Raw genomic sequence first — 11,926 nt, forward strand, 5'->3', positions numbered from 1 at the left:
GGTGTGGGCGGGGACGGACGGGGAATGCGGGCCGGGCTTCCGGCCGGGCCGTCGGCCAGGGGCCGACCGGTGGGAGCGCGATGACGGAGGAGCGGCGGGTCGATCCCGGTGGCGCGGCCGACCCCGAACGCGCGGCCGAATCCTTCCGCGCGGCCGAATCTGAACGCGCGGCCGGCCCTGCCGTCGGGGCGCGCTCCGGGCGTACCCGGTGGTGGTCGCGTGGAATCCGGGTCGCCCGCGGGGTGCCCGAGCCGTGGGGATTCGTGTTCGCCGTCTTCGTCGGCTCGAAGCTCGTGCTCAGCCTGCTCGGCGTGCTGGTGCTGGCCGCCTGGGACGGGGTGCCCGGCGCGCCGCCGGCCGGCGAGACCGGGATGCGGGAGCAGCAGGACGCGATCTCGTCGCACCGCTGGTTCTCGCTCTGGTTCGCCTGGGACTCGTTCCTCTACGAGCACCTGGCCCGGCTGCCACTGGACCGGCCGTGGCCGGACTTCGGCTTCCCGCTGCTCTATCCGTTCCTGGCCCGGCCGCTCGCGCCGCTGCTCGGCGGTCACACCGCCTGGGCTCTGCTGCTGGTCAGCAACGTGGCGCTGGTGGTGCAGCTCTACTTCGCGTACCGGCTGGGGGGCCGGCTGCTCGGCGGCGCCGCACCGGCCGACGGCCGGCGAGCGGTCCGGTACCTGCTGCTCCTGCCGACGGCGTTCCTGTTCCAGGCGGCGCTCACCGAGTCCCTGTTCGTCTGCCTGGCGCTGGCCACCTTCTGGTACGCCGAACGACGCCGCTGGCTGGTCGTCGGCGTGGTCGGCTACTTCCTGGCGATGAGCCGCTCCGTCGGCTTCCTCGTGGTGGCGCCGCTGGCGCTGGTGCTGCTCCGCCAGCACCGCCCGCGGGCCGGCCCGCGCGCGTGGCCGCGACTGCTGCGCGAGGGCTGGCCGCTGGTGCTGGTGCCGGCGGGCTGGCTGACGTTCATGGCGTTCTGCCGCTGGCAGAGCGGGGACTGGTTCGCCTACCAGCACGCGCAGGAGACCGGCTGGGCGATCCGGTTGCAGAACCCCGTCGCGACGGCGGTGTCCGCGCTGACCGGCGGCAACTCGGCCGACGCGCTGCGGGTGTGGATCGCGGTGGCGACGCTGGTGGTGGCGGTCGTCGGGCTGCGCCGCCGGGCCGACTGGCCGTACCTGGTCTACACGCTCGTCGTGGTGCTGGTGCCACTGTCGATGGGGCCGCCGGTGTACAAGAGCCTCCTGCGCTACCTGCTCGCCGCGTTCCCGGTCGCGTTCGTGCTGGCCCGCTGGGCTCGCCGGCCCGGCCTCGACGGCTGGCTCACCGCCGCGCTGGCGCTGCTGCAGGGCGCGTTGTTCGCGGTCTGGCTCACCTACTGGACCCACCTGATCATCTGACGACCGCCCCGGCCCGCCGCCCCGTCGTCCGGCGCTCCGCCCGGGCGGACCGCAGAATGGGCTGATGACCGATCGGCGGGCGACAGTGGACGACCTCGGCGCCTGGTTGATCAAGGGCAACGCGGACGCGGTGGACCTTACGGCCCGCTTCGCCGCCGACCCGCGCGTCACCGGCTGGTGCGTCCGCCCCGGCTACCGGGTACGCCTGATGCGCGCCGGCCAGCCGGTGGTGTTCTGGGCCAGCGGCAGCCGGGGCCGGACGCCGTACGGCGTCTGGGGCATCGGGCGGATCGCCGCCCCGCCGCAGCCCGGCGCGCCGGGCGAGCCGTGGACCGCGCCGCTGGACCTGACGATCCTGGACGAGCCACTGCGGGTACGCCGCGAGGTGCTGCGCGCCGACCCGCGGCTGGCCGGGGCCGAGGTGCTCCGGCAGCCGCAGGCGGCGAATCCCTCGTACCTGACCGTGGCGCAGTTCGACGCGCTGTGCGGGTATCTGCCCGGCGACGGGGGCGGCTGACTCAGGCGGCCAGGGCGGCGGTGAGGCGGCGGGCCTCGGCGACCAGCCGGCTGCTGCCGCCCCGGGCCACCACGTCGGCCAGTCCGGGCACCTCGATCCGGACGCCCGTCGCGGTCGCCGCCTCCGCCGCCAGCGCGAGCAGGTCCGGCGTGCCCCGCGGTGGCGTCGGCCCGGCCAGCAGGGGCGGCAACGCCGCGGCGAGCAGCCGCCAGACGCTCAGCCGGGCGCCCGCCGCCAGCGCGTCCCGCAGCGGCGTGACGGCCCGGGTGAGGATCACCTGCCCCTGCGCCCCCATCTCGCCCAGATGCCCGCCCACCGCCGGCGCGTCCAGGTCACCGGCGGCGGCCAGGAGCAGCAGCGCGTCGAGCGCGGCGACCCGGTCCGCCTCGTGCCGGGCACACAGCCCGTACGCCACGGCCAGGTCCAGCGCCGGACCGCCCGCGCCTGTGCACTCGGCGAGCGTCAGCAGGACCGGCCCACGCCCGGCGAAGTCCTCCTGGGCGGCCATGGCCAGCTCGGGAAGGACCTGGGCGGCGACCACGCCCCGGTGCCCGGGCAGGACGGCCGGCCACAGGTGCCCGGCGTCGAAGATCCGGCGGCCGATCGCCGCCGGCCGCACAGTGAGCAGGCCGAACCGGTCGTCCACGTCGGCCGGTGGGGTGAGCGCGACGAGCCGCCGTCGTTCCGGCAACTGGTCGTAGCTCCAGTCGTAGCGGCCGGACCGGTCCCGCCGGCCCACCGTCACCACCTCCTGCACCGGCGCCGGCACGCCACCGCCGCGCAGCCAGGCCGCCAGCTCGACGCCGCCCGGCGTGCCGAGCGCCTCGGCGCGGGCCGCAAGCGGCTCGTCGACCCCGGCCGGCAGGCGCAACAACGCCTGCGTGTAGTCCCACCTCCAGTACGGCCGGTCGCCGAGCGCCGCCAGCCGCTCGTAGAGCACCTGCGGTTCGACCGCCCCGGTGGCCGAGGTGGGCGCGGACAACAGCCCTGGATCGTCACGGCCGTCCAGGCGCTGCCCGGCCTCGGCCAGCCGGAGGCGGTATAGCCACATCGGCGCGGGGCGGCCGGAGGCCACCGCGGCAGGCCCGCCACCGGCCGTAGCCAGCGTCGAGGCCCAGCCGTCGCGGCGCCGGGTGGCGTCCCCGATACGCGCGACAAACAGCAGCAGCCGGTCGATCTCGAACGAGGGGTCGGACCGGGCCCAGATGTGCTCGTACTCGGCCACCTGCTCCCGGCGCAGCACCGGCGCCAGCGCGACCTCGAGACGGTCGCGGTCACGGGTGCCCAGCCGCAGCAGCCCGTCCATGACCCGTTCCAGCACCGAGGCCGGCCACAGTCCGCGCAGTGTCGCCGCCACCTCCTCCACCAGCGCGTCCACGTCGGCGATCGGCGGTGGCGCGGCCGGCGCCGGCAGCGGCGGCGGCAGGTCGTCACGAGGCTCGGCCACGGTGGCGACCGCCTCTGGCCGGTGACCGTGCCGCGCCGCCAGCGCCAGCGCGCGCTCGCGCAGTCCGGCGTCCGGGTGACCGGCCGCCACGGCGAGCACCGCGCCGACCTCCGTGGCCTGATCCGGGTGCTGCCGGGCCAGCCGGTCGAGCCAGGTCAACTGTGCCCGGACCAGCGCCTTCTCCGGCCGGGCCAGCACCGTCCGGGCGGTTTCCCACAGCGCCTCCGGCTCGGCGGCGTCACCGGCCTCCCGCAGCGTCCGCTGGGCGGCGCGGGCCACCGGCCCCGGCCCGTCGGCGAGCAGCCGCAGGTAGGCGCTCGACCGCACCGCCACCTCGTCCGGAGTCGGCGCGAGCAGGTCGTGCAGGGCCAGGAACGGGCGCAGCGCCGCCGGCCGGTCGCCGCGCAGCAGCCGGCCGAGCACGCCGTTGAGCAGGGCAGCGCGGTCGAGCCGGCCCTCCGCCGCCAGCGCCGCCAGCGCACGGGGCAGGGCATCCGCGTCCGTGCCCGCGCCGTCGCCGCGGGCCAGTTCGGTGCCCACGCCGTCCACCTCGAACAGGCGCGGCAGCAGCGCGTCCAGGAACGGGTCCGCGCGCAGCCGGTCCACAGTGGGTGGGCGCGTCCCGCGTGGGGCCGGCCAGCCCTGTGCGGCCGCCCACCCGCGCACGAAGTCGTCCCCGGTCGGCGGCGGCGCCTTCTCCGCCAGCAGGAGACCGGCGACGAACCGCCAGCCCGCGAGCATCCGGTCCCGGGGCAGCCGGTCGGCCAGCTTGTACGCCACGTCCGCCAGCCAGGTCACCCCGCGTTCCCGGGCCACGTCGACCACCGGCGCGGCGTCGACGCCGCTCAGCCAGACCGAGCGGCGGCCGAGCAGCGCGGCCACCTTCGTCGGCGTGCTCAGCGTCCCCACCGCTGCGACCGCCAGCGTCGCCGCCTCGCCCTGCCACCACCAGGCGTCCCGCCTGCGGCGCACGTCGGCGACCAGTTCGTCGCCGAGCGCCCGCCGGGCCGGCTCGTCCAACCCGGCCAGGGCGGAGCGGACCTCGGACATCCTGCCGCGCACCACCGCCTCGACGAACCCGGTCACGACAGCACCTCCACCGGCGCCGCGACCATCGACACGGCCAGCGCGTGCCGGCACGGCCCCCGCTGCCCGCGGTGCCGCGCCCACCAGCGACAGGTGCAGGAGTATGCGCCGTCCGGGTGGCGGCGCACCCGGTAGACCTCGGCGTCGGTGCGTACCGTCGCGTCCTCGCCGTCGCGCTCGACCGCGCCGCGCTCGACCAGCGCCCGCGCGCCGAGCAGCCGCGGGTTGTCCCGCTCCGCGCGGCCCGCGTCGTAGGGCATCACCCGGTGGAAGTACGCCCCGTCCGCCACGTCGTACCCGACCCGCCCGGCGGTGCCCAGCTGGGCGAGCGCGGCACGCACCCGCCCGTCGGGCAGCGCGGCGGCGTCGGCCAGCGCGGCCACGTCGATCATCGGATCCCAGTTGAGCAGCGCGCCCACCAGTTCCGCGTCGTCGACCACGTCGTCCAGCGCGAGCGCCGCCAGCGCCGCGCCCTCGCCGGAGAACCCCCGGTACGGCTCGGGGGACAGCGTCAGCGACACCCGCAGCGCCCCGGTGTCCAGCTCCCACGTGCTCGGCACGGCCGGCGATCCGGCGCGCACCGCCGGGCCGTACACCCGCAGCGTGCGGGCGTGGCGCAGCACGCCGCGCAGCGCCGCCAGCCGGCCCGCGCCGGCCAGGCAGACCGCGCCCGGCGCCGGCCGGGAGGTCAGCCGCAGCGTACGCCCGGCGGGCACCGCCCACAGCACGCTGCGGTCCGTCGCGGCGGGCAGCCGGCGCAGGAACGCCGCCGCCTCCGCCGCCGGGATCTCGGCGCGCGGCTCGAAGCCGGCGGTGAGCACGTGCACCTCGGCGAAGCCGCGCAGCCAGCGTCCGGGCAGCGGCACCTTCCGCTCGACCACCGAGCCGTCCATGGTGGAGACGGTCAGGTCGTCCGGGCCGACCGCCACGTGCAGCGGCTCGATGCCGCCCACCCGGGCCAGCGCCTCCCGCAGCGGCGGGTTCACGTCCACGTTCGTGGTGCCGTGGCCGCTGATCTCGCCGTCCAGCCCGGCCGGCAGGACGTCCATCCGGGCGTACACCCCGCAGCAGCCGGAGAACGACTCGAACCGCAGGCGGCCCCGGCTGCCGGTGACCACCGGGTCCAGGCTGGCCGGGTTGCGCGGCTGGTGGTAGCGGGTGCGGGCCACCTCGGCGACGGCGAGCAGCCCGGCCGCCGCCGCGGCCGGGGCGGTGAGGAACCCGGCGAAGAAGCGCGGGTTGGCCGCCGGGCCGCCGCAGGTCTGCAGATCGAGACCGGCGGCGCGCAGCGCGGACGGCTGAAGGTATCGGTACGTCTGGACGGCGTTCACGGCGCAGACCGTAGAGGGACCGACCGACAAAAGCGCGACGGTCCTGCTAGCTTCCCCTGATGTTCGCCCACGCCCTCACCGACGACGCGGAGCTGCGTCCACTGTCGCCCTGGCACGCCGACGAGTTCCTGGCCAACCTCGACCGCTGCCGCGAGCACATCTCGCCGTGGGTCGGCGCGTCCTTCGTCGCCACCGACGCCGAGTCGGCCCGCAAGGTCCTCCAGGCGTACGCCGACCGGTGGGCCCGCGACGACGGCGGCCTCTGGGGCATCTGGCAGCGCGGCACGCTCGTCGGCGGCGTGCTGTTCGTGTCGCTGAGCACCGCGCGCGGGGTGTGCGAGGCGGGCTGCTGGCTGGAACCGGGCGCCGAGGGGCAGGGCCTGGTCACCCGCGCCGCGCGCGTGATCATCGACTGGGCGGTGCGGGAGCGCGGCATCCACCGGGTCGAGTGGATCACGAAGGCCGGCAACGACCGCAGCATCGCCGTCGCCAAGCGGCTGGGCATGAGCCGCGACGGCGTCCTGCGCGGGGCCGCCGCGACGCCGGAGGGCCGCGCCGACATGGAGGTCTGGTCGGTGCTGGCGCCGGAGTGGACGACCTGACCGCCGAAACTGTCGTACCCGGACGTGAACATGTGTCCATGGCTGTCCCCGCACTGGCCGACCGGTCCCCGCAGCCGCGCGCCCTGCCGCTGCGCGAGGTCCGCACCCGGCTCACCCAGCTCGTCTCCCTGGCCGAGCTGACCGACACCGTCACCCTCGTCACCCGCGACGGCGATTCCCGCCCGATCGCCGCGATCGTGCCCGCGCCGGCCGCCCGCACCGGCGCTCAGGCGCGCGCCGACGCCGACCGGGTCGCCGCGATCAGCGCCGGCTGGGCCCGCCGTCTGGAGGAGCTGCACCAGCAGTCCGGCCGGCGGCACGCCGCCGAGTTGCGGGCGCTGGCCGACGCGCTGGCCGAGGCGTGGGCCGAACTCGACCGCCGCGCCCCGGCCGGCGACCCGGCGCTGATCCGGCTGCGCGCGGCGCACGCCGACCTGCTGCGCCGCTGACCCGTGGCGTCCCGGCCGGTCGCGCGCGGGACGCCACGGGTACGCGGTCAGCTCCGGCCGCGCTCGGCCCGGTAGCGGCGGATCAGCTCGGCGGTCGAGGTGTCCACGTCGGCCAGGTCCGGGTCCGGCCCGGTCAGCTTCGGCGCGAGCTGGTTGGCCATCACCTTGCCCAGCTCCACACCCCACTGGTCGAAGGCGTTGATGTCCCAGACCGCGGCCTCGGTGAACGTGATGTGCTCGTAGAGCGCGATCAGCTGGCCCAGCGTCGACGGGGTGAGCTTCGGCGCCAGGATCGACGTGGTCGGGTGGTTGCCGGCCATCACCCGGTGCGCCACCACCTCGGGCGCGGTGCCCTCGGCCTCCACCTGCTCCCGGGTCCGCCCGAACGCCAGCGCGGCGGTCTGGGCGAAGAAGTTCGACATGAACAGGTCGTGCATGTCGCCCAGGTCGTGGTTGGGCCGGCTGAACGCGATGAAGTCCGCCGGGATCAGCCGGGTGCCCTGGTGGATGAGCTGGTAGAAGGCGTGCTGGCCGTTGGTGCCCGGCTCACCCCAGAAGATCTCCCCGGTCGGGTACGTCACCGGCGAGCCGTCGACGCGTACCGACTTGCCGTTGCTCTCCATGGTGAGCTGCTGCAGGTAGGCGGGGAAGCGGTGCAGGTACTGCGAGTAGGGCAGCACCGCGTGGGTCTCCGCGCCGAGGAAGTCGGTGTACCAGACGTTGAGCAGGCCGAGCAGCGCCGGCACGTTGCGTTCCACCGGAGCGGACCGGAAGTGCTCGTCGACCGCGTGGTAGCCGGCCAGCATCTCGCGGAACCGGTCCGGTCCGATCGCGAGCATCACCGACAGGCCGACCGCCGACGGCAGCGAGTAGCGTCCGCCCACCCAGTCCCAGAAGCCGAACATGTTCTCCGGGTCGATGCCGAAGTCCCGGACCCGCTGCTCGTTGGTGCTGACCGCGACGAAGTGGCGGGCCACCGCGTCGTCGTCCGCGTCCACGCCGGCGAGCAGCCAGCGCCGCGCCTGGTCGGCGTTGGCGAGCGTCTCCTGGGTGGAGAACGTCTTGGAGACCACCACGAACAGCGTGCTCGCCGGGTCCAGGTCGGCGGTCTTGTCGTGGATGTCGGTCGGGTCGATGTTCGACACGAACCGGCAGTTGATGCCCGCGTCCCGGTACGCCTTCAGCGCCTCGTACGCCATCACCGGTCCCAGGTCGGAGCCGCCGATGCCGATGTTCACCACGGTGGTGATCCGCTCGCCGGTGTGGCCGCGCCACGAGCCGGAGCGCACCCGCTGCGCGAACGCCGACATGCGGTCCAGCACGGCGTGCACGTCGGCGACGACGTCCTGGCCGTCCACGGTGAGCGAGGCGTCCGCCGGCAGGCGCAGCGCGGTGTGCAGCACGGCCCGGTCCTCGGTCACGTTGATGTGCCGCCCAGCGAACATGGCCGCGATCCGGTCGGTCAGCCCGACCCGCTCGGCGAGCGCGCCGAGCAGCGCGACGGTCTCGTCGGTGATCAGGTTCTTGCTGTAGTCCACGTGCAGGTCGGCGACCTCACCGGTGAGCCGCTCACCATGCTGCCCGTCGGCGGCGAACAGGTCGCGCAGGTGCGTGCCGCGCATCGCCTCGGCGTGCTTGCGCAGCGCCTGCCATTCGTCGGTGGTGGTGACGTCCACAGCCATCGGGTCGATCTTCTCCTTCACGACGGGCGGTCGGCCGGCCTGCGCCGGCGAACCCCACAAGCCTGCCACCCGGACCGGTCGCGCGCGACGCGACCCGGCGGCGACCACCGTGCGGGCGGTCTTTCGCCCGCCGCCCGGTGGACACGCCGTTGGGACGCCTGTACGACACGCCGAACACGGGGAGACATCTGTCGATTGCGGAACGTAAGCTCCGGAGTCGTCGGCGTACCGGAGGAGACGCGTATGGCAGCGGTTTTCGGTCCTCGGCGCCCCTCGGACGAGCACCCGCCGGACGAGCCCGCCCCGGCCGGGAGCGCGGCGGGCGACGAGACGCCGCTGCCGGAGCTGGCGGACGGGCACTGGATGAACCGCGCCACCGAGTTCGCCCACACCAGCTTCTGGTCGGTGGCGCGCCGGCTGCCCGCCCTCGTCCGCGAGGCCATCGGCCTGGCCTGGGCGACCAGCCGCCGAGACACGCTCGCCTCGATCGGGCTCAACGTGGTCGCCGGCCTGCTCACCACCTTCGGGCTGCTCGCCACCACCGGCGTGCTCCGGCAACTCTTCGCCGACGGGCCCACACCGGACCGGATCCGGGCGGCCCTGCCCGCGCTCCTGCTCGCGGCCGCCGCCGTGACGGCCCGGGGAGCGCTGACTGTCGCCGCCGGCTGGGCGCAGGCGCGGCTCATCCCGCAGATCAACTACCAGGTGGAACTCCGGCTGTTCGAGGCGACCACCGCTGTGGAACTCGCCGCGTTCGACGACGCCGGCTTCGCCGAGGAGATGGATCGTGCCCGGGATCGGGGCATGGCCGAGGCCGCGTCGATCGTGGACCACACCGTGAACCTGGTGACCGGGGTCGTGGGTGTGCTGGCCACCGCCGCCGCGGTCACCGTCATCCAGCCCGTCCTGCTGCCGTGCCTGCTGCTCGCCGCGGTGCCCGAGGCGGTCACCGCGGTCAAACTGGCGCGGCGGCAGTACCTGGCGCTGCTGGCCTGGATCACCCGTCGCCGCCGGATGTACCTGCTGGCCCGTTTGATGGCCGATCGGCACACCGCCGCCGAGATCCGTGCCTACCAGATGCGGGACTTCCTGCTGGCCGAGTACCACCGGATGATGACCGTCGAGACCCAGGCCCAGCTCCGGCTGGCCCGTTCGCAGACCGTCACCCGAGGACTCGGCCTGTCGGTGACCGGCGTGGCCGCGTTCGCGGTCTACGCCGTACTGGGCGGGCTGCTGATGGGCGGCGTGGTCGCGCTGGCGGCGGCGGCCACCGCGCTGCTCGCGCTCCAGGCCGCGCGGACGAGCCTGCGCACCGCGATCTTCGCCACCAACTCGCTCTACGAGGACGCGCTCTACTACCAGGACTACCGCGACTTCCTCGACCGGGCGGCGCGGCGGATCCCGGCCGGCGGGCACCTGCCCGTCGACGGGTTCACGCGCATCGACGTCGAGCGGGTCAGCCTGCGCTACCCGGACACCGACACGGCGGCGGTCGACGAGGTAAGCCTCACGTTCCGGCGCGGTGAGGTGATCGCGCTGGTGGGGGAGAACGGCTCCGGCAAGACCACGCTCGCCAAGCTGATCGCCGGCCTCTACCGGCCCACCGGCGGCACGATCCGCTGGGACGGCGTGGACACCGCCGAACTGGACCCACGGCAGACCGCCGCCCAGGTCGCGGTGATGAGCCAGGACTGGTGGAGGTTCCCGTTCACCGCCCGGCAGAACATCCGCGTCGGCCGCCACGACCGCGCCGACGGGCCCGGCCCCAGCGTGGAGACCGCCGCCCGCGACGCCGCCGCGCACGACATGATCAGCGAGCTGCCGTTCGGGTACGACACGTTGCTGGACCGGCAGTTCAAGGACGGCCAGGACCTGTCCGGCGGGCAGTGGCAGCGGCTGGTGGCCGCACGCGGCCTCTACCGCGACGCCCGGCTGCTGATCTGCGACGAGCCGTCCGCAGCGCTGGACGCGCGTGCCGAGCACGCCCTCTTCCAGCATCTGCGGCGGCACCCGGACCGGGCCGTCGTGCTGATCACCCACCGGCTGGCGAACGTGCGGCACGCCGACCGGATCTTCGTGATGGACCACGGCCGGCTCGTGCAGTCCGGCGACCACGACACGTTGATGGCCCAGGGCGGGCTCTACCGCGAGCTGTTCGAGTTGCAGGCGGCCGGCTACCTCGCCGGCAGCGCGGAACCCGCCGCCGACGGTTGACCTCCAGCGCACTCGAACTCCTACCGTGACCGGACCGCGCGCCATCCGGCCGGCGCGGTGCGAACCAGGGAGCTCACATGCGCTATCGCGTCCTCGGCGGCACCGGCATCGAGGTCAGCGTCCACTGCCTCGGCACCATGATGTTCGGCGCGGTCGGCAACCCCGACCACGACGACTGCGCCCGGATCGTCCACGCGGCACTCGACCGCGGCGTCAACTTCGTGGACACTGCCGACATGTACTCGGCCGGCGAGTCCGAGGAGATCGTCGGCAAGGCCCTGCGTGGCCGCCGCGACGACGTGGTGCTCGCCACGAAGGTCCACTTCCCGATGGGGGAGGGGCCCAACCGGGGCGGCAACTCGCGCCGCTGGATCGTCCGTGCGGTCGAGGACAGCCTGCGCCGGCTGGGCACCGACTGGATCGACCTCTACCAGGTGCACCGCCCCGACCACACCACGGACGTCGAGGAGACGCTCGGCGCGCTCACCGACCTGGTCCGGGCCGGGAAGATCCGCGCGTTCGGCTGCTCGACCTTCCCGGCCGAGGAGATCGTGGAGGCGCACCACGTCGCCGAGCGGCGTGCGCTGGGCCGATTCCGCACCGAGCAGCCGCCGTACTCGATCCTGGCGCGCGGCGTCGAGACGTCGGTGCTGCCGGTGTGCCGCCGCTACCGGATGGGCGTGCTGGTGTGGAGCCCGCTGGCCTCCGGGTTCCTGTCCGGCCGATACCGGCAGGGGCGGCCCGTCGACCTCGGCGCCGGCCGCCCGGCCCTCACCCCGGCGCGGTTCGACCCGGCGCTGCCGGGCAACGCGGCCAAGTACGCCGCCGTCGAGGAACTGGTGGCGCTCGCCGACGAGGTGGGCTGTACGCTGCCGCAACTCGCCGTGGCGTTCACCGCCGTGCATCCGGCGGTCACGTCGACCATCATCGGGCCGCGCACGATGGACCAGCTGGACGCTCTGCTCGCCGGGGCGGAGCTGACGCTGGATGACGCGGTGCTGGACCGTATCGACGAGATCGTCCCACCGGGCACGAACCTCTACCAGCCCGACGGCGCCTGGTCCCCGCCCACGCTGACCGACCCGTCCCACCGCCGCCGCCCCCTCCCGGACCGAGCCGCAGCCTGACCCCCCCCTCCCCTCCCCCCCCCCCCCCCCCCCCCCCCCCCCCCCCCCCCCCCCCCCCCCCCCCCCCCCCCCCC

Annotated in this window: 9 protein-coding genes; 6 read left to right on the plus strand and 3 right to left on the minus strand. The window is 75.1% G+C overall.

Annotated features, from left to right (window positions below):
* Window positions 1-80: 80 nt before the first annotated feature.
* Both BAW75_RS03425 and BAW75_RS03430 read left to right on the plus strand, forming a co-directional pair.
* Window positions 81-1,397 carry a glycosyltransferase family protein gene (locus tag BAW75_RS03425; RefSeq protein ID WP_104112597.1) on the plus strand — a complete coding sequence of 439 codons (1,317 nt, stop codon included), beginning with the start codon at window positions 81-83 and terminating at the stop codon, window positions 1,395-1,397.
* Between the two features lie 64 nt (window positions 1,398-1,461).
* Window positions 1,462-1,914 carry an EVE domain-containing protein gene (locus tag BAW75_RS03430; protein WP_104112598.1) on the plus strand — a complete coding sequence of 151 codons (453 nt, stop codon included), beginning with the start codon at window positions 1,462-1,464 and terminating at the stop codon, window positions 1,912-1,914.
* 1 nt (window position 1,915) lies between these two features.
* Here BAW75_RS03430 and BAW75_RS03435 read toward each other — a convergent pair whose 3' ends face one another.
* The gene (locus tag BAW75_RS03435) at window positions 1,916-4,447 is read right to left on the minus strand and encodes a DUF6493 family protein (RefSeq protein ID WP_104112599.1); all 2,532 of its coding nucleotides are present in this window, start codon (window positions 4,445-4,447) and stop codon (window positions 1,916-1,918) included.
* Window positions 4,444-5,778 (minus strand): SWIM zinc finger family protein, encoded by a 1,335-nt coding sequence (locus tag BAW75_RS03440; RefSeq protein WP_104112600.1) that lies wholly within the window; start codon window positions 5,776-5,778, stop codon window positions 4,444-4,446. The genes BAW75_RS03435 and BAW75_RS03440 overlap by 4 nt, the downstream gene beginning before the upstream one ends.
* Window positions 5,779-5,837: 59 nt before the next feature.
* Between BAW75_RS03440 and BAW75_RS03445 the strand changes: the two genes are divergently transcribed.
* Together BAW75_RS03445 and BAW75_RS03450 are read left to right on the plus strand one after the other, a co-directional pair.
* Entirely contained in the window at window positions 5,838-6,380 is a 543-nt protein-coding gene (locus BAW75_RS03445) for a GNAT family N-acetyltransferase (protein ID WP_069088495.1), read from the plus strand.
* A gap of 38 nt (window positions 6,381-6,418) precedes the next feature.
* Window positions 6,419-6,829 (plus strand): hypothetical protein, encoded by a 411-nt coding sequence (locus tag BAW75_RS03450; protein ID WP_064445691.1) that lies wholly within the window; start codon window positions 6,419-6,421, stop codon window positions 6,827-6,829.
* A gap of 47 nt (window positions 6,830-6,876) precedes the next feature.
* Here BAW75_RS03450 and pgi read toward each other — a convergent pair whose 3' ends face one another.
* Entirely contained in the window at window positions 6,877-8,511 is a 1,635-nt protein-coding gene (gene pgi, locus BAW75_RS03455) for a glucose-6-phosphate isomerase (RefSeq protein WP_104112603.1), read from the minus strand.
* Between the two features lie 243 nt (window positions 8,512-8,754).
* Here pgi and BAW75_RS03460 point away from each other — a divergent pair, with 243 nt between their 5' ends.
* Both BAW75_RS03460 and BAW75_RS03465 read left to right on the plus strand, forming a co-directional pair.
* The gene (locus BAW75_RS03460) at window positions 8,755-10,725 is read left to right on the plus strand and encodes an ABC transporter ATP-binding protein (protein ID WP_104112601.1); all 1,971 of its coding nucleotides are present in this window, start codon (window positions 8,755-8,757) and stop codon (window positions 10,723-10,725) included.
* Window positions 10,726-10,802: 77 nt separating this feature from the next.
* Window positions 10,803-11,852: an aldo/keto reductase gene (locus BAW75_RS03465; RefSeq protein WP_104112602.1), complete on the plus strand. Its 1,050-nt coding sequence runs from the start codon at window positions 10,803-10,805 to the stop codon at window positions 11,850-11,852.
* Window positions 11,853-11,926 lie beyond the last annotated feature (74 nt).

The organism is Micromonospora chalcea (genome assembly GCF_002926165.1).
Classification (GTDB): Bacteria; Actinomycetota; Actinomycetes; order Mycobacteriales; family Micromonosporaceae; genus Micromonospora; species Micromonospora chalcea.

What these genes read in the sequence shown, in the direction of transcription:
- BAW75_RS03425 (WP_104112597.1), top strand. Translation starts at nt 81, where the DNA reads ATGACGGAGGAGCGGCGGGTCGATCCCGGTGGCGCGGCCGACCCCGAA.
- BAW75_RS03430 (WP_104112598.1), top strand. Translation starts at nt 1,462, where the DNA reads ATGACCGATCGGCGGGCGACAGTGGACGACCTCGGCGCCTGGTTGATC.
- BAW75_RS03445 (WP_069088495.1), top strand. Translation starts at nt 5,838, where the DNA reads ATGTTCGCCCACGCCCTCACCGACGACGCGGAGCTGCGTCCACTGTCG.
- BAW75_RS03450 (WP_064445691.1), top strand. Translation starts at nt 6,419, where the DNA reads ATGGCTGTCCCCGCACTGGCCGACCGGTCCCCGCAGCCGCGCGCCCTG.
- pgi (WP_104112603.1), bottom strand. Translation starts at nt 8,511, where the DNA reads ATGGCTGTGGACGTCACCACCACCGACGAATGGCAGGCGCTGCGCAAG.
- BAW75_RS03460 (WP_104112601.1), top strand. Translation starts at nt 8,755, where the DNA reads ATGGCAGCGGTTTTCGGTCCTCGGCGCCCCTCGGACGAGCACCCGCCG.
- BAW75_RS03465 (WP_104112602.1), top strand. Translation starts at nt 10,803, where the DNA reads ATGCGCTATCGCGTCCTCGGCGGCACCGGCATCGAGGTCAGCGTCCAC.